The 21,769-nt window shown below is 45.4% G+C and carries 21 protein-coding genes; 4 read left to right on the top strand and 17 right to left on the bottom strand.

Annotation, left to right across the window (positions count from 1 at the left end):
* Positions 1 to 121: 121 nt before the first annotated feature.
* From rplI to pilM, 14 genes are all read right to left on the bottom strand, one after another.
* Complete coding sequence (gene rplI / locus R8O11_RS22195) at positions 122 to 574, bottom strand: 50S ribosomal protein L9 (RefSeq protein WP_005381278.1); 453 nt, start codon at positions 572 to 574, stop codon at positions 122 to 124.
* 33 nt (positions 575 to 607) lie between these two features.
* The gene (gene rpsR / locus R8O11_RS22190; RefSeq protein ID WP_000090472.1) at positions 608 to 835 is read right to left on the bottom strand and encodes a 30S ribosomal protein S18; all 228 of its coding nucleotides are present in this window, start codon (positions 833 to 835) and stop codon (positions 608 to 610) included.
* Between the two features lie 16 nt (positions 836 to 851).
* Entirely contained in the window at positions 852 to 1,154 is a 303-nt protein-coding gene (priB, locus tag R8O11_RS22185; protein WP_005381298.1) for a primosomal replication protein N, read from the bottom strand.
* Between the two features lie 8 nt (positions 1,155 to 1,162).
* Positions 1,163 to 1,552 (bottom strand): 30S ribosomal protein S6, encoded by a 390-nt coding sequence (gene rpsF, locus R8O11_RS22180; RefSeq protein ID WP_005381299.1) that lies wholly within the window; start codon positions 1,550 to 1,552, stop codon positions 1,163 to 1,165.
* 244 nt (positions 1,553 to 1,796) lie between these two features.
* Positions 1,797 to 2,468 carry a ribulose-phosphate 3-epimerase gene (rpe, locus tag R8O11_RS22175; protein ID WP_005381300.1) on the bottom strand — a complete coding sequence of 224 codons (672 nt, stop codon included), beginning with the start codon at positions 2,466 to 2,468 and terminating at the stop codon, positions 1,797 to 1,799.
* 92 nt (positions 2,469 to 2,560) lie between these two features.
* Entirely contained in the window at positions 2,561 to 3,400 is an 840-nt protein-coding gene (locus R8O11_RS22170) for a Dam family site-specific DNA-(adenine-N6)-methyltransferase (protein WP_005381301.1), read from the bottom strand.
* A 69-nt stretch (positions 3,401 to 3,469) separates the two neighbouring features.
* Positions 3,470 to 4,981 carry an SPOR domain-containing protein gene (locus R8O11_RS22165; RefSeq protein WP_033907307.1) on the bottom strand — a complete coding sequence of 504 codons (1,512 nt, stop codon included), beginning with the start codon at positions 4,979 to 4,981 and terminating at the stop codon, positions 3,470 to 3,472.
* Between the two features lie 52 nt (positions 4,982 to 5,033).
* A complete protein-coding gene (gene aroB / locus R8O11_RS22160) occupies positions 5,034 to 6,134 on the bottom strand; it encodes a 3-dehydroquinate synthase (protein WP_005381318.1) in 1,101 nt (366 codons plus the stop codon).
* Between the two features lie 32 nt (positions 6,135 to 6,166).
* On the bottom strand, positions 6,167 to 6,685 hold the full coding sequence (gene aroK, locus R8O11_RS22155) for a shikimate kinase AroK (protein ID WP_005381319.1): 519 nt from the start codon (positions 6,683 to 6,685) through the stop codon (positions 6,167 to 6,169).
* Positions 6,686 to 6,872: 187 nt separating this feature from the next.
* Positions 6,873 to 8,618 (bottom strand): type IV pilus secretin PilQ family protein, encoded by a 1,746-nt coding sequence (locus R8O11_RS22150; RefSeq protein WP_318194437.1) that lies wholly within the window; start codon positions 8,616 to 8,618, stop codon positions 6,873 to 6,875.
* A 25-nt stretch (positions 8,619 to 8,643) separates the two neighbouring features.
* Complete coding sequence (locus tag R8O11_RS22145) at positions 8,644 to 9,159, bottom strand: pilus assembly protein PilP (protein ID WP_318194436.1); 516 nt, start codon at positions 9,157 to 9,159, stop codon at positions 8,644 to 8,646.
* Positions 9,149 to 9,742 carry a type 4a pilus biogenesis protein PilO gene (locus R8O11_RS22140; RefSeq protein ID WP_005381322.1) on the bottom strand — a complete coding sequence of 198 codons (594 nt, stop codon included), beginning with the start codon at positions 9,740 to 9,742 and terminating at the stop codon, positions 9,149 to 9,151. Before R8O11_RS22140 ends, R8O11_RS22145 begins: the two co-directional genes overlap by 11 nt.
* Positions 9,735 to 10,310, bottom strand: coding sequence for a PilN domain-containing protein (locus R8O11_RS22135; RefSeq protein WP_318194435.1), 576 nt, complete (start codon positions 10,308 to 10,310; stop codon positions 9,735 to 9,737). Before R8O11_RS22135 ends, R8O11_RS22140 begins: the two co-directional genes overlap by 8 nt.
* The gene (pilM, locus tag R8O11_RS22130; protein ID WP_318119255.1) at positions 10,294 to 11,310 is read right to left on the bottom strand and encodes a type IV pilus assembly protein PilM; all 1,017 of its coding nucleotides are present in this window, start codon (positions 11,308 to 11,310) and stop codon (positions 10,294 to 10,296) included. Before pilM ends, R8O11_RS22135 begins: the two co-directional genes overlap by 17 nt.
* A gap of 144 nt (positions 11,311 to 11,454) precedes the next feature.
* Between pilM and R8O11_RS22125 the strand changes: the two genes are divergently transcribed.
* On the top strand, positions 11,455 to 14,016 hold the full coding sequence (locus tag R8O11_RS22125; protein WP_025768081.1) for a penicillin-binding protein 1A: 2,562 nt from the start codon (positions 11,455 to 11,457) through the stop codon (positions 14,014 to 14,016).
* A gap of 53 nt (positions 14,017 to 14,069) precedes the next feature.
* Here R8O11_RS22125 and oxyR read toward each other — a convergent pair whose 3' ends face one another.
* A complete protein-coding gene (oxyR, locus tag R8O11_RS22120; RefSeq protein WP_005381326.1) occupies positions 14,070 to 14,981 on the bottom strand; it encodes a DNA-binding transcriptional regulator OxyR in 912 nt (303 codons plus the stop codon).
* Positions 14,982 to 15,150: 169 nt separating this feature from the next.
* Here oxyR and R8O11_RS22115 point away from each other — a divergent pair, with 169 nt between their 5' ends.
* The 3 genes from R8O11_RS22115 (at position 15,151) to R8O11_RS22105 (ending at position 18,196) form a co-directional block, all read left to right on the top strand.
* Entirely contained in the window at positions 15,151 to 15,879 is a 729-nt protein-coding gene (locus R8O11_RS22115; protein ID WP_005382781.1) for a redoxin family protein, read from the top strand.
* 191 nt (positions 15,880 to 16,070) lie between these two features.
* Entirely contained in the window at positions 16,071 to 17,543 is a 1,473-nt protein-coding gene (locus R8O11_RS22110; RefSeq protein ID WP_318194434.1) for a dihydrolipoyl dehydrogenase, read from the top strand.
* Positions 17,544 to 17,914: 371 nt separating this feature from the next.
* The gene (locus R8O11_RS22105; protein ID WP_025768083.1) at positions 17,915 to 18,196 is read left to right on the top strand and encodes a DUF3624 domain-containing protein; all 282 of its coding nucleotides are present in this window, start codon (positions 17,915 to 17,917) and stop codon (positions 18,194 to 18,196) included.
* Positions 18,197 to 18,390: 194 nt separating this feature from the next.
* Here R8O11_RS22105 and argH read toward each other — a convergent pair whose 3' ends face one another.
* Entirely contained in the window at positions 18,391 to 20,265 is a 1,875-nt protein-coding gene (gene argH / locus R8O11_RS22100) for an argininosuccinate lyase (RefSeq protein WP_005381331.1), read from the bottom strand.
* A gap of 242 nt (positions 20,266 to 20,507) precedes the next feature.
* A complete protein-coding gene (locus R8O11_RS22095) occupies positions 20,508 to 21,722 on the bottom strand; it encodes an argininosuccinate synthase (RefSeq protein WP_017821738.1) in 1,215 nt (404 codons plus the stop codon).
* Positions 21,723 to 21,769: the final 47 nt, after the last annotated feature.

The following is a 21,769-nucleotide window of genomic DNA, read 5'->3' as shown; positions in this document are numbered from 1 at the left end:
TAGTTTTACAGGCAAAGCCGAAACGGATGATAACCACCTACTGAAGTAGGTGGTTTAGGGCTGAAAAATAAAAAAAGCACCTCCAAGGAGGTGCTTTTTAGTATTTCGTCTTGATACTGAATTACTCAGCAGCAACAACTTGTAGGTTCACAGTTGCGAAAACTTCAGAGTGAAGTTGAACGCTGATCTCGAACTCACCAGTTGTACGTAGAGCACCTTCAGGAAGGCGAACTTCGCTCTTAGCAACTTCAACGCCTGCAGCTGTGATAGCGTCAGCGATGTCACGAGTACCGATAGAACCGAATAGTTTGCCTTCGTCACCAGCTTTAGAAGCGATAACTACAGCTTCTAGAGCGTTAACTTTCTCTGCGCGAGCTTCTGCAGCAGCTAGTTGCTCAGCAACTTTAGCTTCTAGTTCAGCACGACGAGCTTCAAACATTTCAACGTTAGCTTTAGTTGCCATAACTGCTTTACCTTGTGGGATAAGGAAGTTACGAGCGTAGCCAGATTTAACGTTTGCAGTATCGCCAAGACCACCTAGGTTACCAATTTTATCAAGTAGAATAACTTGCATTGCTTAATCCTCTTTCTTAATAAAATGAACCGATTACTGATGCTTGTCAGTGTACGGTAGTAGAGCTAGGTAGCGTGAACGCTTGATAGCACGTGCTAGTTGACGCTGGTACTTAGCGCTTGTACCAGTGATACGGCTAGGTACGATTTTACCAGCTTCAGTGATGTAGTTTTTAAGAGTTGCTACGTCTTTGTAATCAATCTCTTGTACGCCTTCTGCAGTGAAACGGCAGAATTTACGACGACGGAAGAAACGAGCCATGGGCTATCTCCTGATCTTAAATTTGAGTAATGTTGTCGGCGTGTAACACTAATTTTCCCACGCCATTTCGGCCGGTTTGATAAGTGACAAAACCACTTACCTTAATGTTACTGCCTTGAACTAAATTCTGAGTTAGTGCTTGTGACCCAAGCCCGCTGACGACTACCGGCATACGACAATAAACTTGTCGAGGTAAGTCAGCTTCGATAATAGTAGAGCGATGCTCCAGCCAAAACCGACAGTGTTCAATGCCACCAGGGCTTTTACTACGAATGGGCGGTTTGGCAATGGTGCCGCTCAGCTCCATTCGATTGGCCATAAGAAAACTTACTCAGCAGCTTCTGACTTAGCTTCAGGCTTAGCTTCAGAACGCTCTTCACGACGTGGAGCACGCTCTTCTTTTTGCTTAAGCATGATAGATTGCTCAGTGATCGCTGCTTTAGTACGCATGATCATGTTACGTAGAACTGCATCGTTGAAACGGAAAGCAGTTTCTAGCTCATCAATTACAGCTTGGTCAGCTTCAACGTTCATAAGAACGTAGTGAGCTTTGTGAAGCTTGTTGATTGGGTAAGCCAGTTGACGACGGCCCCAGTCTTCTAGACGGTGGATTTTACCGCCAGCTTCAGTGATTGAACCAGTGTAACGCTCGATCATGCCAGCAACTTGCTCGCTTTGATCTGGGTGCACCATGAATACGATTTCGTAATGACGCATTGGTTGCTCCTTACGGATTATTCAGCTTCCACAAATGGCTCAGTCGTCCAGAGGAAGCAAGGAACTAAAGATAATTGACTGAGTTTAAGGAGCACGAATAGTACAGAAAGGGCGTAAAATAGGCAAGTGATTATTTGCTCAGCGCAGTGGATATTTAATTTCTTCTAATACTAGAAAATACAAAGGCTGCCAACAAGCTGGCAGCCTTTAAAATCAGCGTGTTATTGCGCTGGCTTATCGGTGCTTATTTAACTTCAGCCAGTTCAGCGCGCATTTGATCGATCACTTGTTTGTAATCTGGCTCACCGAAAATCGCCGAGCCTGCAACAAACATGTCTGCGCCCGCTTCTGCAATTTCACGAATGTTGTCAACCTTCACACCGCCATCGATTTCTAAGCGGATATCACGACCAGACTCGTCAATCATCTTACGAACGGCACGCAGTTTATCTAGTGTATGAGGAATGAATGATTGACCACCAAAACCAGGGTTTACCGACATCAGTAGAATCATGTCGACTTTATCCATAATAAATTCAAGACTTGCAAGTGGCGTTGCTGGGTTTAGTACCACACCAGCCTGACAGCCGTGCTCTTTAATTAACTGCAGTGTACGGTCTACATGATCAGAAGCTTCTACATGGAACGTAATCATCGACGCACCCGCTTTTGCGAAATCAGGAATAATACGGTCAACGGGTTTCACCATTAGGTGAACATCGATTGGCGCTGTGATGCCATAATCGCGTAGTGCTTTACACACAGGCGCACCAAAAGTCAGGTTTGGTACATAGTGGTTATCCATAACGTCGAAATGCACCACATCCGCACCCGCTGCGAGTACTTTTTCTACATCTTCACCGAGACGAGCAAAATCTGCCGATAAAATGGATGGAGCAATAAGAAAATCTTTCATACCTGACCTCAGTAGTAATGAGCAAACAATCTGCGCGCAATTCTACCGAAGCCAGTGGGGAGATCCACTATTTAGATATAATAGTGTGAGAATTAAGAGTTTGATTTATCCATGTCTGGGGCATGAAAAAGCGCAAGTAGCTCATCAACTTTATTACGACCGTTACCATTACGGCTAATGGTACGCTTTACTTTTACCACATTAAGATCCGCACCGTGATACAACCGACGTGTCAAGGTAGTGTCGTGGTTAGAAATCAACACAGGAATGCCACGTTCAGTCGCTGTTCTTTCAGCAATGTCGGCTAATGCAGCTTGGTCGTCCAACGTGAAACCATTACCTGCGTATGAGGTGAAATTTGCCGTATTTGAAAGCGGCGCATAAGGTGGATCGCAATACACGACGCTCCCTTTGCGCGCACGACGAAATGTTTCAGGATAACCTTCACAAACGAACGTAGCTTTTTTGGCTTTTTCTGCAAAAAACTCCAGTTCCGCCTCAGGGAAATACGGTTTTTTGTAAGAGCCAAACGGTACATTGAAGCCACCTTTTTTGTTGTAACGGCATAGGCCATTAAAACCAAAGCGGTTCATGTACAAAAACGCTAAAGAGCGGTACATCACGTCATCGGTTTTATTAAATTCAGCGCGAATGTGTAGGTAGGCTTCTTTGCGGTTGTTCTCAGCGACAAACCAACGCTTCGCTTCAGAGATATACTCTTCAGGGCGTTCTTTCAGCAGGTTGTACAGATTGATCAAATCTGGATTGATATCTGCAAGTAGATAATGGTCATAATCGGTATTCAGGAACACTGAGCCCGCACCAACAAAAGGTTCAACTAGCTTTCGAGCCGGCGGCAAATGACGTTGGATGTCTTCAACCAGTCCGTATTTTCCTCCTGCCCATTTAAGAAAGGCTCGTTGCTTTTTCATCTACTGCTCTATCTATCGACCAAAAATTAAGGCTGCGGAATGTAACATATTTTTCAGGGAAGCTCAGGTTTATTTCACTCGTTCAATTTCACGGTGAACCTGACGGAGTGATTTTGCCCAAGGACTCACCGACTTAACCGAATCTGGCAAGCTTGCGACGGCATCACGAGCCATTTGAATTGTCGGATAATCTTGATATGTGATGATATACCACTCGGTGTCATTACGAACGGTAGGATAAATTCGCACTTGATTATTCAGTTGATGCTCATTGAGAAAGGATTGTACATCTTCCATTGAGGTCATAGCTGCGAGTTGTAAAGTATAAGCTCTTGGCGATAGCGCTTTTAGTTCTTCACGAGCAAATGAAAACTTCACAACAGGTTGGTTTGCCTCACCCTCTTCTGACTGAGCAGGTGCTTGCGTCATATCTTGATTCGGTTTTACGACTTTAATCAAAGGGGAGCTAGTTTCATCGGCGGTTTCTGTCTTCTCAGTACCTACGACATCATCAATCGCTTTTGTGTCTGCTGAATCAGCTTTACCTTCAAGCAATGCATCGACCACATTCGACTCAATCACCACTCTTTGTTGATTGTCATCACTGCCTACGCTCGCTACTTCTTCTGTCACAGCTGGCGGTAATGAATCAGAATCATCAACCGCACCAGACTTATCAAGACTGCTAGAGCCATCGGTTACAGGTTGCAGTGAAGACTGCGCTGCACTGACTCCTGACTCTTCAAAAGTTGGAATAGCCGTTTGCTCTAAACTGCCAGCAATTTGCTGCGCTTTATCATCAGGACTTGGTTGACTAAGCATCCACCAATAGCCACCAGCAGCAAGCAACAGTAAGACTAATACCACCAACGCAATATTCAGGGGTGAACCGACAATCGAGCGGATAATGATCCTTTTTTCCACTTTCATCTCTCCTAACGCCATGATGTCACCCGGTACTGGGTCGACTTTTTTAAATGCATCTCGAACCCGTTTCTCAGACTCATCATCGACGTAGCGCGCAACAAGTGACTCAAAGAAACGACGAGCTTCCACTTCGGACAACATATCAATATCAAGCTCAACAGGCTTTATCTCTTGTCCATAACTGAGACGTGCTAGCAAACCGTCTAAACGTCCAGACTGTGTAAACAGTAAGACATTGATGGTCCAATTTGGCTTATGGTGCGCCTCTAAGACCAGCATCCAAAGCTCAGAGATAAGTGTCTCACTCAATAAATGCGCATCATCTACAACAATTGCAATGTCACACGCCTCATCACCTAAAAGCCTTTCAAGGCTATCAAGTAAAGGCTCTTGCTGATTAAACAATGCGTCTGAAACCAGTTGACTCAAAATAAGGACGCGATGCTGCACATCGTCTTGATTAGAATGACAAAGTAACAAACATTGATTCTTGTTACTGGCACCCACTTCAAGGTATCGCTGCGCTAACCAAGATTTCCCGTACCCATCATGACCATTAATCGCAATGAGATTGGAACCAAAGTTAGTCAGTAGACCTAATCTATCAAGCAACTCGATTTGAGAATCTAATTCCAGTACGTGAGCAACACTCATCTAATAACCTTAATACACTACAAGAATGACGCCCAAAGGCGCCATTACAAGGTTAAATATCGCGACCGAAGTCTATTGCCTGTTTGAGTACGTCTTGTGTCGTATCAGCAATTACCTCGGCAGTGCCAATGCCTGTAGGCAAAACCAATCGTAATTGACCAGAGAGGACTTTCTTATCTCGCATCATGTGCTTGATGAAGTCATCGAAATTCATACTGTCTGGAGTATGCACAGGCAGTTTTGCACGACGCAAAATCGCAACAATACGCTCAAATTGCTCTTCCGAGATCAGACCGCGTAGATGCGACGTTTTGGCCGCCATAACAGTGCCGGAAGATACCGCTTCACCATGCAGCCAATTGCCATAGCCAAGTTCCGCTTCAATCGCATGACCAAAGGTGTGACCTAAGTTAAGCAAAGCACGGATGCCCGACTCTTTCTCATCCTGAGCCACCACTTCCGCTTTTATTTCACAGCAACGTGCGATCGCATAAGTTAGTGCTTCTTCATCCAACGCATACAAGCGCTCAAGATTGTCTTCTAACCATACAAAAAAATCTGCATCGTAAATAATGCCGTACTTAATGACTTCGGCGATACCCGCAGCGAACTCACGTTCAGGCAACGTCGACAGGCAGTTGGTATCAATGATCACTGCTTTAGGTTGGTAAAACGCGCCTATCATGTTCTTACCCAACGGATGGTTAACCGCGGTTTTTCCACCAACCGAAGAGTCCACTTGGGATAGTAATGTGGTCGGTATTTGAATAAAGTCGACCCCACGCTGGTAACAGGCAGACGCAAAACCCACAAGATCGCCAATAACACCACCACCTAACGCGATGATCACAACATCACGAGCATAACTCCCTTCCAGTAAGAAGTTCATTACTTGATTAAATACATCCAAGTTTTTGTACTGTTCACCGTCAGGCAATTCTAACAAGGATGCACTACAACCGAGCTGCTCGAGTTGCTTTAAAATTTTGTCTGCATACAAAGGTGCCACTGTGACATTACTGATCACAACAACTTTTTGTTTTGCATTTTTGTTTGAGAGAACTTGAGAGAGGTACGCCGGGTCCTCAAATAACCCGGCGCCAATAGAGATTGGGTAGCTACGCTCAGCTAGGTTGACCGTAATCCGTTCCATCGGTTTGCTCCAATTAAAAAAAAGATAAAGACTTATCTCTCTTCTAGCATTTTTACGATCTGGTTGGCTACCACTTTTGCACTTTGATCGTCAGTGCGAACAGTGTAATCCGCTACTTCTTCATATAAAGGATTACGTTCTTCAGCTAATTGCTCCAGTACTTCGCGAGGGTTATCCGTTTGAAGTAAAGGACGCTTCTTGTCGCGGTTTGTACGCGCAAGTTGCTTTTCAATCGTCGTTTCTAAGTAAACAACAACACCACGTGCCGAAAGACGATTGCGGTTTTCTTTGCTCTTAACAGAGCCACCGCCAGTCGCAAGCACGATGCCTTGCTCTTGTGTTAGGTCTTCAAGTACCGCTTCTTCACGCTTGCGGAAGCCTTCTTCACCTTCTACATCAAAAACCCAAGAGATGTCTGCACCAGTGCGTTCTTCGATCACTGTATCGGAGTCAACAAACTCCATATGCAGTTGCTGTGCTAGATGTCTACCAATTGTACTTTTGCCGGCGCCCATTGGGCCAACAAGGAAAATATTACGTTTCTCAGCCATGTTTAGCAGTAATTTACAACATTGATTCAATAAGATCGCCACAAGAAAACACAGCTAAACTGCTGTTCTACAAGGCTTGTGGCACCAGTTCCTCACAGATAATTCGTGATAAGACCCGAAATTATCCAAGCATGGTGCCACTATTGCAACTTTATTTTTGATTTAATCAGTTTTTCCCGAGACAGAACTACTGAATCACCACCTTAGGCGTGACGAAAATTAACAGCTCACTTTTACCAACATTTTCATAACTTCGACGAAAAAGCGCACCTAATAGCGGAAGATCGCCCAACAAAGGCACTTTGTCCACCGAGTTAGTAATGCTGTGCTGAAAAATACCACCAAGAACGACCGTTTCACCGTTATTCACTAACACTTGCGTCCCGATACGTTGAGTATCAATCGCAACAGCTTCACCAGTGCCTGTCTTCACGACTTGTCCAGGTCTATCTTGCGTGACACTTAAATCCAATACTAAGCGGTTATCCGGTGTGATTTGCGGGGTTACCTTCAAACTTAATACCGCCTTTTTGAACGTCACCGTCGTTGCACCACTTGATGATGACTCAAGATAAGGAATCTCTGTACCTTGTTCGATATAGGCAGGTTTCTTATTGGTAGTGATCAAACGTGGGCTCGAGATAATCTCAGCTTTAGACTCTTGTTGCAGAGCAGAAAGCTCAAGATCCAACAAGGTGTCTGAACCTAACTTTGCGACCTGAAAAGCAATGCTGGTGGCATTCGGACTGGTTGCAGCTAAGTTTACATTTAGGAAGTCATCGATCCCTACTCCATCACCGTCACCACCGTCATCACCCCCTTCTCCATTATAGAGACCGATCGTGGCGAGGTTGTTCTCAATAGAACCGCCCACTGTATTACTGCCATTAATAGACGTAAAACCCCAACGAATCCCTAACTCGTCCATGTTACCTTCATTGATGGTCACAATACGCGCCTCAATTTGAACCTGTTTAACTGGAATATCCAAAGACTCAATAATTTCTCGAATCACCTCGATGTTTTCAGGTAACTCTCTAATCAATAACGAGTTAGTTCGCTCATCAATGGTCATACTGCCGCGCTCTGACAGCATGCTGATATTTCCTTCTCCATTGATCATCTCCGCAATGTCTGATGCTTTAGCAAAATTAACTTTGATGATTTCAGATGAAAGCTCTCCCATTTCTTCCGTAAGTTTTTGTTTTTCTAACTGCTGCTTCTCACGCAAGTCCAACTCATCAGTCGGAGCAACTAAAATCACGTTGCCATCAACACGCTTATCTAACCCCTTAACTTGCAAAATAATATCCAGCACTTGCTGCCAAGGGACACCATCAAGACGAAGCGTGAGGTTGCCTTCTACAGAGTCGGAGACAACCAAATTGAATTGGTTGTAATCAGCAATAAGCTGCAAGACGTTTCGCACATGAATATCTTGGAAGTTAATCGAAATAAGCTTACCTTCTCTTTCTAAAATGCTTTTATCTGGGGCTTTCTCATTGGGTTTGATCTTCGCTACTTTGATTTCCAAAAAAGGCCCCGTTAAACGGTAATCATGCATGTATTCTTCATTGATGTGCGCAACCAAGCGCGTCGTCGAGGTGTCGCGAAACACTTCTACGCTCTCAACCACAGTCGAAAAGTCTTTCACGTCTAGGAGATACAATTGCTCGTCTTTTACTGAAGTGTTAAGCAAATCGATACTTAACCCTTCCTGTACACGCTTGATATCTACAATCGCGGCCGGTGACGCCAATTCGACGACAATCACGGCGTCTTTATCTTTATTAGTTCGAAAGTCGATACTTTTTAGGGCATTGGACGAAACTTCTTCAGCTGCCGCTAAAGGGGCTAAAAATACAAACAACCATAAGGAGAAGAGCCCAGTAAGTATCCTTGGTGTACGTGTTAATCCTTGTCTCATTTTCATTACTCAATATCAAAAATAAACGGGGCTATCTCAAAGCCAACTTAACTTTACGTTTTTGCCAACATCCTAAGCCGTCGGGCAACGTTTCATTAATCAACAAATAGGAGTGGCTGACATGGGTCACTTTGCCATTATTGCGTCCGAGGTATTGACCCGGCTTAACTTTATAGACGGTGCCATTGGGAGCCTGAACGAGGCCAGAAACCGTGTTATCCATGCCCATGACACCTTTCAAACGTAATTGGCTTAATGGGAATTTTTCTAATTTGCCAGTTCGCCTTCTTGAGGGCGGTTGCCAACAATCTTTTCTTACAACTGGCTGAGTCGCGATGGTGGCTTCTTTGGGTAATTCAAAGGGTGCACGCTGTACTTCCGGTGCGTACGTGACTGCAACATACTTGTCTGCGGGCTTAAGCTTCTCGACCTCTCGACGCGCCTGTGTTTCCACTCCTCGAATAAAATCCGTCAATGATTCATCATTCGCCTGGCAGCCCATCAATAGAGAACCCATCAGTACCAGCAACAAAGACTTACTTGTCATTTTTCGTCTCCTCCGGCTTAAACTGATAGGTGTTAGCGCGCACCCGAAAGTGCAGGGTTTCGCTCTCTTGGCTGACACGTTGCCAAGTCACATCTTTAAACGTGATGATTCGAGGTAGCGTCGCTATCGCCTGAGAAAAATGGCCTATGTCATGAAAGTCGCCCGTTAACTCTATGTTTAAAGGGAGACGATAAAGGAAGTGCTCTGATTGTTTTTCGCCCCAGTCGATTCGGGTGAAAGTCAGCTTATTGTCGATGCCAAGTTCATTCACTGAAGCGAGCATTGTAGCCAGCTCTTTTTGCGCAGGCAGTTGCTGCAGTAATAACTCGTAACGGGTGGTAAGTTCATCCAATTGAGATTGAAGCTGAGGCAACGCTGCCACTTTGTTCGCTTTGATCTTCAATGCCACCTTGAGTGTCTGCTCCTGCTGAATCAAGTGATTCAACTGTTCGTCTTTCGGTTTAAGGTAAAACCAATAACCTAAGCCTTGAATCACCATGATCAGAAGCGCGATTACTACAATCTGGGGCAACAATGGCCACTCGGCCATTTCATCTATTTCGAGATCCTGCCAATCAACCACGTTGAGCCTCCAATTTCTTCTCCGTTACTTTGAACATGAAAGACATTTTGAATGTTTGAAACTCTTTCCCAAAACGGGCTTTGCCGTGAACGATGGAATGCATTTCTACGTCGTTCAACTTGGCCGAGCGCTCCATGTTGTCCAGCATCGTGGCAAGTTTTGGAGTGCTATCTGAGATCCCAGAGATCTCAATTTCCAGATCATTCATTTTGATCTTGTCGACATATACACCTTCAGGGATAACGGCAGGCATTAAGTTCATGAACTCGGTCGTTTTGTTTCGTCCGTTTTGTAAACCTTCAACGACCTTTAGACGTTCAAGGATTTTGCTGTGCTCTTGCTCTGCAATTTTCATTGCTTCAATACGCTGGTCGAGTTCGGCAATGTAGTGAGTGAGGTAATCGAGCCGCTCCTGTTGTTGATCTTGTTGGTACTCAAAAAACTTTCCAATACCCCACTGGATGCCAACAGCGACCAACATGCCTAATGCGACCAAACTGATGAAACGACGTCGGTGCTCTTCTCTTTGATTCTCTCGCCAAGGAAGTAAATTAATGCGATAAAGCACGGGCGCCTCCTAGCCAATGAATGCCACGAACGGCCAGTCCGGCTGCTGTTGAGAAATGCTGCCAATCCACAGCGCGACGCTTACGCTTAGACACCTTCATCTCAAATAGCCCTAGCGGATTTAGCAATTCACACTCTAACGACAATTGTTGAGACAACTCCTCTGCGAGCATGGGAGTGGAGGCCCCTTCCCCTGATAACCAGATACCCTTGATGTTTTGTGAGCCATTGATTGAGGTATAGAGCTGCATCTGGCGCTTTACTCGCTCTACGATTTGACGGTTAAACAGCTCTGTTTTCTCCTGAGCATCATCGGACAGAAAATCGACTGGAGAAGCGCTGTTTACTCCGCGTGTGCCGTAAGCAAACTCTTTGTGAAACAGTTCACCTTGTTCGGTAAACATGGTGAAGGAGCTCGATAAGGTGCCAATATCGAGTAAGCAGTATTTGTTTTTGTCAGGAAAGCGATCGGCGGTGAGCTTCCAGATATGACCAAGGCTTTGCGAATGCACGTCCACTAAAACAGGTTTTAGTCCGGACTTTTGTAATGCATCGACTCGGCCTTCTACCACATCTTTTCTTGTCGCAAACACTTGATAGCTATCACTGCCACTCTGCCCGCCCTCCGCGAGAAGACGAACGAAGTCTAAACTCAGCTCTTCGACAGGGAATGGCGATTGATGAGAAAAGGCTTGTATCACTGCAAACTCAACTTCACTCTCTTCAAGATTTTGTTCTATTTGCAGTTTCTTGCTAATTACCGAGTTATCAGGAACTGAAATCGCAACTTTTTTAGCACCAAAAGGCAGTTCTTTTTTTATCTGCTTGAGGGTCTTTACAATTTCTTGATGATTTATGGTGTTATTTTCAGCGACAATACCTTCCTTTAGTAATATTTCTTTGTAACCCAACAGAGCGTAATTGTTGCCTGTGGGTTTAAGTACTACGGCTTTGAGGCTGTTATGGCCTATATCGATGCCGGTAACGATTAGCTTATCCATCTCTTACTCTCGCTCCGAAATTTCTTCGTGCAAAGGTTGTTATTAGCATCCAAATAAGAGTTAATATCTCTTATGTGCTAAATTTTTGACCTAAGAGTACAAGGGTTTGCCGTTACACAGCCTCAACCAATCAGGGATTCTCCGGTGAAGTTCATAAAGCGTTTATTATTTTTAACATTGATTTGCATAATTCTTGGAGTCACCACAATATTTGGCTTCTATCAGTACGTGAAGCCTGAATTGCCAGATGTTGCAACTCTAAAAGACGTTGAATTACAAACACCTATGAAGGTGTTTAGTCAAGACGGGAAGCTGATCGCACAGTTCGGTGAAAAGCGTCGTATTCCTGTTACTTATGACGAAATTCCTCAAGACTTAATTCACGCGCTCATCGCAACCGAAGATAGCCGTTTCTACGAGCATCCCGGTATCGACCCTATCGGCATCACTCGTGCAGCTGTTGTTGTTGCGGTTTCAGGCTCGGCTAAACAGGGTGCAAGTACGATTACGCAACAGCTAGCTCGTAACTTCTTCTTATCTAATGAGAAGAAGATCATGCGTAAGATTAAAGAGATTTTTATTGCTATCCATATTGAGCAGCTTTTAAGTAAGCAAGAAATCATGGAGCTTTATGTCAATAAAATCTTCCTTGGTTACCGCTCATATGGCTTTGGTGCTGCCGCTCAAGTGTATTTTGGCAAGAGCCTTGATGAATTGACGTTAAGTGAGATTGCAACACTCGCTGGTATGCCAAAAGCGCCATCAACCATGAACCCAATTTACTCTCTTGAGCGCGCAACAAAACGCCGTAACGTTGTATTAATGCGAATGCTTGATGAGAAATACATTACACAAGAGCAGTATGACGAAGCACGCAATGAACCTATTGTGGCGCGTTATCATAGCGCTGAAATTGAGCTTTCAGCGCCTTACGTAGCAGAGTTGGCTCGTGCATGGGCAGTAAAAGAGTACGGTGAAGAAGAAGCTTACACCTCTGGCTTGAATATCTACATGACTGTGGATTCTAAACTGCAAGATGCTGCAAATACGTCTGCGGTAAATAACCTCTTGTCATACGATGAACGTCATGGCTACCGTGGTGCAGAAAGTGTGCTTTGGAAAGAAGGGGAAGCAGCCTGGGGCAATGAGCAAATAGAAAAGCACCTGAAGAAACAGCCAACTTATGGTGACCTTTACCCTGCGGTTGTGACGAAAGTCGATGATAAGACGGCGCAAGTATGGGTTAAGAACCATGAAGAGCAAACCATCCCTTGGACTGGAATGCACTGGGCGCGTAAGTACATTACCGATAACCGCCAAGGCTCAACACCAAAGTCAGCGCATGATGTGCTAGCGACAGGTCAACAAGTTTGGGTTCGCGAAGTAAGTGAAACCGATGAAGATGACAACACAACACTGAGCTGGAAACTGAGCCAAGTGCCGACAGCAAACACCGCGTTTGTTGCGATGAACCCAGAAAATGGCGCGATATTGTCGCTGGTTGGTGGTTTCAACTTTGTTCACAGCAAGTTTAACCGTGCAACCATGTCAGTGCGTCAGGTTGGTTCAAGTATCAAGCCTTTCATCTACTCGGCAGCAATTGACAAAGGACTGACTCTAGCCACTTTGATTAACGATGCGCCGATTAACAAGTGGGATGCAGGTTCTGGTTCAGCTTGGCGACCAAAAAACTCACCACCGACTTATGGTGGTCCAACGCGTCTTCGCCTCGGCTTAGCTCAATCAAAAAACGTCATGGCAGTACGTACACTCCGTGAAGTTGGCCTCGAGGAGACACGTCAGTACCTTACTCGTTTCGGTTTTGATATTAACCAAGTACCACGCTCTGAGACCATCGCACTCGGAGCTGGCAGCTTAACACCAATGAAAGTGGCACAAGGTTACTCTGTGTTTGCAAACGGTGGTTATTACGTTGAACCATTCTATGTAGAACGCGTGGAAGATGCATTCGGTGAAGTACTGTTTAAAGCCAATCCAAAGAGTGTTTGTCATAAGGATTGTCCACAAATGAGCGAGCAGCCAGAAAATCGCTACGCTGATGAATTTGGCGAACAAGACGTCGCAATTGACGGCCTTGCAACAGACAATGCCCTTGAAAATGATGAACCTCAATATGCACCGCAAGTTATCTCCGAACAGAATGCATTCTTAATGCGTGAGATGATGTACAGCAACATTTGGGGTGGCGGTAACTGGCGTGAAGGCACAGGTTGGAATGGTACAGGCTGGCGCGCGCAAAAACTTGGTCGTCGTGATATCGGGGGTAAAACGGGTACAACGAATGATTCCAAGGATGCTTGGTACAATGGCTATGGACCTGGTGTCGTTGCGATAGCTTGGGTTGGCTTTGATGATCACTCACGTGCACTTGGCCGCACCACTGTTAACAGCAACCTAGGGCAAGGCCAAATTTCTGGTGCCGAGTCGGGTGCGAAAACCGCAGAGCCTGCTTGGATTGACTTCATGCGTGTTGCGCTAGAAGGGACGCCGGAGCAAGGTAAAAATATTCCAGAGGATATTATTCGAGTTCGTATTGATCGCAACAGCGGTATGCTAACGCACAAGGTAGATAGCACATCAATGTTCGAATACTTTGAAAAAGGCACGGAGCCTACCGAATACGCTGGCGACCGTTTAGAAGATAGTATTTACTCTTCAGGCTCTGGCGCAGAAGAACTGTTCTAAATCACAAAAGCACAAGGGAGAGCATCAAGCTCTCCCTTTTTTATGTCTGCTTCTTATGCTGCAGCATTCAATGATGGATAAGAAGCCAACACCTCTTTAATCTTCGCTGCTAAAGCTTCAAACCTAGCTCGTAATGGTGAGCCCGGACGATATACGAGAACGATATTACGCGAGGGTGTTGGGTTAACAGCTGGTACGTAGCATACGCCATCTTTTTGCTTCTCATTAGGGATAGAAAGCTGAGGCAATAACGTAATCCCCGCACCGGCAGCAACCATATTGCGTAACGTCTCCAAGCTGGTGGCTTTAAAACGCTCATCGTCTTTTGCACCAGCGGCAAAACAAAAACCTAACGCTTGATCTCGCAGACAGTGGCCGTCTCCCAACGCTAAAACGGTTTTACCATTCAGCTCCAACATATCAACATGGTCGAGAGAGGCCCACTCGTGGTCACATGGCACTGCGACACTTAATGGCTCTTGATACACTTCGATCTCTTTAAATGGCGCAGTTTCATCAACCGAAGCTAAAACTAAGCAATCTAGTTTGCCTTCTTCCAATTGACGCACTAATTGATGTGTTTGAGCTTCGTGCAGAAATAGCTCCAGCTCAGGAAATGCTTCTTTTATCTGCGGCAGAATTTTGGGTAGTAGATAAGGCCCAACCGTCGGGATGAAACCAATATGCATCGGTCCAGTCATGGCTCCGCTTTGACCGCTTGCCATATCTCTGAAGGTTTTCACTTCACTTAAGATGCGTTTAGCCTGCTCCACCAGCTGTAACCCTGAATCGGTAAACAAAACACGTCGGCTGCTTCGCTCTAAAAGCGTGGTCCCGAGTTCGTCCTCTAGTTTACGAATTTGCCCACTCAATGTTGGCTGGCTAACAAAACATGCCTCTGCCGCTTTGCGAAAGTGCTTATGTTCCGCAAGTGCAACTAAGTACTCAAAATCTCGAATATTCATACTTCACGCTTCGCTTCTTTAACAATAGCTAATACCTATCAAAACCATAACACCAAACGATTAGAGCTATCAAAGGATTTTTACAATAATGGGCTCAACAAAACGAAACAGAGCGACGAAAAACGCTAAGCTCTATACGCATAATTTAAAATAGTTAAAGGAAATCATTATGTTTGTATCTAAAGAAGGTCAACAAGTCCCTCAAGTTACTTTTCCAGTTCGTCAAGGTGACTCTTGGGTGAATGTAACGACCGATGAGCTATTTAAAGGTAAGACCGTTATCGTATTTAGCTTACCGGGTGCATTTACTCCAACCTGTTCATCAAGCCATCTACCTCGTTACAACGAATTGTTCCCTGTATTTAAAGAGCACGGAGTGGATGAGATTATTTGTGTCTCGGTCAATGATACGTTCGTGATGAATGCATGGAAACAAGACCAAGAAGCAGAAAACATTACCTTCATCCCGGATGGTAATGGTGAATTCACCGATGGCATGGGTATGTTAGTGGATAAAAACGACATCGGCTTTGGCAAACGTTCATGGCGTTACAGCATGCTAGTAAAAGATGGCGTAGTGGAAAAAATGTTCATTGAGCCAAACGAACCAGGCGACCCATTCAAGGTGTCAGACGCAGATACGATGCTGAACTACATAGCGCCTGACTACAAAACGCAAGAATCCATCACTGTGTTCACTAAACCAGGCTGCCCTTTCTGTATGAAAGCGAAACAAAATCTGATTGACCACGGTCTTCAATATGAAGAAGTGATTCTGGGTAAAGACGCAACAACAGTTAGTCTACGAGCTATATCTGGTCGCACGACTGTTCCACAAGTCTTTATCGGTGGCAAGCACATCGGCGGTAGCGAAGAGCTAGAAGCGTATCTAGGCTAAGCTGTCCATAGCCTACACCCTCGGTCTCCGGTGCCTTTTGGCTCGGAGGCCAACCCTAAACCACTTCTTCTACTAGTCTAGATAAGTAGTCATCTACCAATAAGGTGACTACTTATCCAGATTCAACTATCCAATTCACTCTCCAAGCTCAATGTAGCTAGCTTGGCTTAAAACAAAAGCGAGAGTTCACGATGAAACAAGTTAATGTCGACGTAGCGGTTATTGGTGGCGGGACGGCTGGTCTTGGTGCTTATCGAGCAGCAAAAGCTCATACCAACAGCGTGGTAATGATTGAGGGCGGTCCCTACGGAACAACCTGTGCTCGTGTCGGATGCATGCCGTCTAAGCTGTTAATTGCGGCAGCAGAAAGTGTTCATCAAATCGAAAAAGCACCTGGATTTGGGATACACCCGCAAGGTGAAGTACGAATTAACGGACGAGAAGTTATGGATCGTGTAAAGCGCGAACGCGATCGTTTTGTTGGCTTTGTGCTTGAAAGTGTCGATGATATTCCCGCTGAAGACAAACTATCGGGCTACGCGAAGTTTGCCGATGACCACACTCTCATCATAGATGATCATACTCAGGTCACCGCACAGCGCATTGTTATTGCGACAGGATCTCGTCCAGCATATCCGGCAGCTTGGAATGAACTGGGTGATCGCCTAGTGATTAACGATGATGTATTTGACTGGGATGACTTACCAGAGTCCGTGGCAGTATTTGGCCCAGGAGTCATCGGCCTTGAATTGGGTCAGGCTTTACACCGCCTAGGAGTAAACGTGAAGCTCTTTGGCATTGGAGGACAAGTGGGCCCACTGACAGACCCAGAGGTGATGGCGTATGCAGATAAAGCCTTTAAGGAAGAGTTCTACCTTGATGCAGATGTAAAAGTCGAAAGCATGAAACGCATTGCTTCGTCAGACAATGACGGCGAAGACAAGGTCGAAATCCAATTCATCAACCATGATGGCGAATTAGAAACTTTCGTTGTCGATTACGTATTGGCTGCAACGGGTCGTCGTCCAAACGTCGATAAGCTGGCGATCGAGAACACCAATGTGGCTCTCGATGAACGTGGCGTACCAACGGCGGATCACTACACATTGCAAACTTCGGTAGAGAGCATCTTCATCGCAGGTGATGCAAGTAACCAAATTCCACTGCTGCACGAAGCCGCTGACCAAGGCCGTATTGCTGGAGACAACGCAGGCCGTTTCCCAGATATTCGTGCGGGTCTGCGTCGCTCACCAATTTCAGCCGTGTTCTCCGACCCTCAAATTGCTATGGTTGGCGAAACATATAAACAACTAGAAACACGTCTAGGCACATGTGGATGTTTCGCAACCGGTGAAGTCTCGTTTGAAAATCAAGGACGTTCGCGCGTCATGCTTCGTAATAAAGGCATTCTGCATGTCTACGGAGAGCAAGGCACTGGACGTTTTTTAGGTGCAGAAATGATGGCCCCGAATGCAGAGCATCTTGCGCACCTTTTAGCGTGGGCGCACCAAAATAGGATGACGATTTCTGAGATGTTAGATATGCCCTTCTATCACCCAGTGATTGAAGAAGGCGTCCGCACCGCTCTACGTGATTTGAATGCAAAACTACACTTAGGGCCAGAAATGGTGAAACATTGTCTTGACTGCGGCCCTGGCTGCTAACGCTTTCAGGCTTCTATCTAAATATAAGCAAAGCCTCATCATCAACGAGGCTTTGCTTTACTACTTTGGCGCAATGAAATCTCTCTTACGCTGCCATCATTGCATAGCGGCTAACCATACAAATCGCGACAACACCGATCATAAAGAACCCTCCAGCGATACTTAGCGCAAGTTTCAACTCTGTCGACATCATTATATTTCCTGTTAAAGACTGACAGCGCACCATACATCAATTACGTGCCACAAAGCTTTTACAAAGCTAACTTTCCATTTTTGGTTGTGTCATGGCGCTCTAAGCCCGTGTAAGAAACGCTTTCCACCATTTAGTTAGATATATAATCTGAAGCAACACTAATGGTTTGGAAAACACTATGACTTGTCGCCGCTGCGAGGAACATTGGTTTTGGAAAAAACTTGGACGTTGCCAACGATGCTTGGATCAATTGACGGTACTTTCTGTACTGTGTTGGATTGTGTGGTGGTTTACGCTCAAAGATGATCCACAAAGCATCGAGTCGATCGCTTTGATCTTTGCCGGCTTCGCTTTCAACGTTTTATTGTTTCTACACTTATGGATGCGTTTTGTCATCTTGCCTTGGCAACGTCGAAAGGGACAAAAAAAGGCCAATAAAAAAGAGAAAAGTGACAGATAGAAAAAAGCCCCAAAACCAATGTCAGTTCTGGGGCTCTCTTAGATTCTTCTAAGAAAAAGCAGTGGTACTTTAATAGACCGGGCTTCCTCTCAAAGGTTCCAAATTTTTTCGATTTTTTTAGCGAATACTGATGTAAGTAAACAGGAAAATGACTATGTCATTGAATGCTAATAAAATCACTCCACAACTTCAGTTCATGCCACATGCGTTTTTTGGATCACTTGCTCCATTAAATTGATCTCAAGCGCTACCTCATCACATGCATGTTGACGTGGGCACTGATCGCAATCTTTCAGAACTTTCTCCGGCAGTAATGACTTCGATGTCGGTAAAAAGCTTTGCTTCATAAAGAACTCAGGCGTTCGCGTTAGAACAAAGACTTTCTTGATCGCCATCTGGCGCGCTTTCTCAACCAAATAGTTCACAATCGCACTGCCCTGCCCTTGGCCTTGCCAGCCCGCTTCGATACCAAGAGAGCGTATTTCTGCCAACCCTGAGTCATACACATATAGAGAAGCGCAACCCGTCACTTCACCATGATGCTCAGCCACCGCGAAAGAGCCAATATCTCTCACGAGCTCATTACGAGAGCGCGGAAGATTCTCACCAAGGTTCGCCCAGTAAGCAACCATACCTTCCAACGTTTCAATGTCCGTCAAACGTGCAGGACGCACTTTCACCGCCGAGCTGTCACGCTGGCTCAGGCGCTTATCCGCTTGTTCTACCGCGTAAGCGACCTGGTGAGGCGAAACACCACCCAAAGCACAACGCTTTTCCAAACACGAATCGATAGTCAGAATGTCATACACATCCGCTTCAATGACTTCTGAGAAGGCTTTTAACTCTTCGATAGACAGCTCTTCTAGCGCACAACCTTTAGCAATAGCACCAACGACCGCGACACCGACGATGTGGTGAGCTTCACGGAATGGGATGCCTTTCGCCACTAGGTAATCAGCTAACTCCGTCGAGTTTGCGTAACCTTGTTTCGCCGCTTCTAGTGTGCGCTCGCCATTCACTTTAATACCGTCAAAACACAGAGCTGCCATTTCCATGCAGTCGTTCCATGTATCTAAAGCGTCAAACAACCCTTCTTTATCTTCCTGCATGTCTTTGTTGTACGCCAATGGCAAAGCTTTAACTGTCATCATCATGCTCGATAATGCGCCATAGACACGCCCTGTCTTACCACGGATCAACTCAAGTGCATCTGGGTTTTTCTTCTGTGGCATTAATGACGAACCAGATGTCACCGTATCCGCTAACTCAATGAAGTTTGACTCGCCTGAATTGTAGAAGATCATATCTTCTGCAAGACGAGAAAGGTGAAGCATAGAAATCGACGCCACCGACATCAGTTCCATCACATGATCACGATCTGAAACCGAATCTAGTGAATTACGCGTAGCACGGTGGAAACCGAGATTATGTGCTAATTGTTCGCGATCAATCGGATAAGCCGTTCCCGCTAAAGCACCCGAGCCAAGTGGACAAGTGTCGAGACGCTGTAACGCATCATTCAGACGAGAGTAGTCACGCTCGAACATTTCAACATAAGCCAAGCACCAGTGAGCAAAGGTTACAGGTTGAGCACGCTGAAGATGAGTATAGCCTGGCAATACGGTGCCTTGGTGCTGTTTAGCAACATGGACCATTTGTGCTTGTAGGCGATCTAAAGCAATCAACAATTGCTGACCTTGCTGACGACACCAAAGTTTCAAGTCTGTGGCGACTTGGTCATTCCGAGAACGCCCAGTGTGGAGTTTTTTACCTAAATCTCCCACTTTACTGATTAGCTGCTGCTCAACCCAAGAGTGGATATCTTCTGCATCAGAGCGAAGAATTTGGTGAGGGTCTTCCATCACTTCTAACTTCAGCTCATTTAAAGCAAGTTCCAGTTTTTGCTGTTCTTCTGCCGATAGCACATCAACAGAAAGCAGAGCTTTAGACCATGCGATTGAACCTACGATGTCTTGCTCAGCTAATCGGTAGTCAAAACGCAACGAATCATTGAACTCTTTAAATCTGGTGTCTGCCGCTTGGGTAAATCTTCCGCCCCATAATGCCATTGCGTCTCTCCTGATGACTATTGCTTACTCTAACATTCTCGAATGAGTAGTAACCAATTTGATGGTCATTTGCTCACTTTTTCTTATGGGTCAACGTTACGGCAATTTCGATAAAAAATAAAGTATAAATTCAATATTTTTACATATATATTCAAGACAAATTTAGGTACCCGCTTTTAGAAACCAAAAGACCCGCCTATAAATGGCGGGTCTTTATTCAATCCAAGATGGATGTTAAGGGATTATTTCTTCTGGCTGTTCAATGCACGAATACGGCTTGATAGCGAGTAAAGACGGATGAACCCACCTGCATGGCTTTGGTCGTAAACTTCATCTTCACCAAAAGTCGCGAACTCTTCTGAATACAAGCTGTTGTCAGAACGTTTTTGCGTGACTGTCGCTTGACCTTTGTAAAGCTTAACAACCACTTCACCGTTAACGTCTTGCGCTAGCTCTTCTGAAGCAGCAAGGATCGATTTACATAGTGGCGTAAACCAACGGCCATCGTATACAAGGTGAGACGCTTTTAGACCTAGCTCCTCACGGAACTCGAATGATGATTTGTCTAGCACAAGCTGCTCTACAGCGCGCAGCGCTTCCATCATGATGGTGCCTCCCGGTGTTTCATAGCAACCACGAGACTTCATTCCAACAAGACGGTTTTCCACAATATCGATACGGCCAACACCGTGCTTAGCGCCCTTCTCGTTTAAGTAAACCAGTGCGTTGTATGGTGTCATCGCTTCACCATCAACTTCGACCACTTCACCTTTTTCTACTTTCAGCGTGACGTATTCCGCTTCATTTGGCGCTTGCTCTGGGTCGACAGTCCACACCCAGCAGTCTTCGTTTGGTGCGTTCCACGTATCTTCTAAAACGCCGCCTTCCGTCGAAATGTGCCATGCGTTTGCATCACGTGAATAGATCTTAGTAAGAGACGCAGAGCAAGGAATGTTACGCTCAGCGAGGTAATCCAAACACTCTTCACGGCTCACTAGGTCCCACTCACGCCAAGGTGCAATCACTTGTAAGTCCGGTGCTAGTGCTGCGAATGCACCTTCGAAACGCACTTGGTCGTTACCTTTACCTGTACAGCCATGACACAGTGCATCCGCGCCCACTTTACGTGCCACTTCAACCTGCGCTTTAGCAATGATTGGACGCGCCATTGATGTACCTAGCAGGTACTTACCTTCGTAGTACGCGCCGGTTTTTAGCGTTGGGTAAATGTAGTCTGCGACCATTTCTTCTTTCAGGTCAGCGATGTAGCATTCAGAAGCACCGGAGGCTTTTGCTTTCGCTTCAATGCCTTCTAGCTCTTCGGCACCTTGACCAACATCGGCAACGAAAGCCACTACTTCACAGTCGTAGTTCTCTTTTAGCCACGGGATAATTACTGAAGTATCTAGACCGCCTGAGTATGCGACTACCACTTTATTTACGTTCACTTTGCTCATGTTTTTTCTCCAAACTTAACTGGCGCTGCGCTCGGCGGTCAGTGCCA

The sequence above is a fragment of the Vibrio sp. 1288 genome (assembly GCF_033344475.1).
This window is presented reverse-complemented; position numbering and strand designations above follow the sequence as displayed.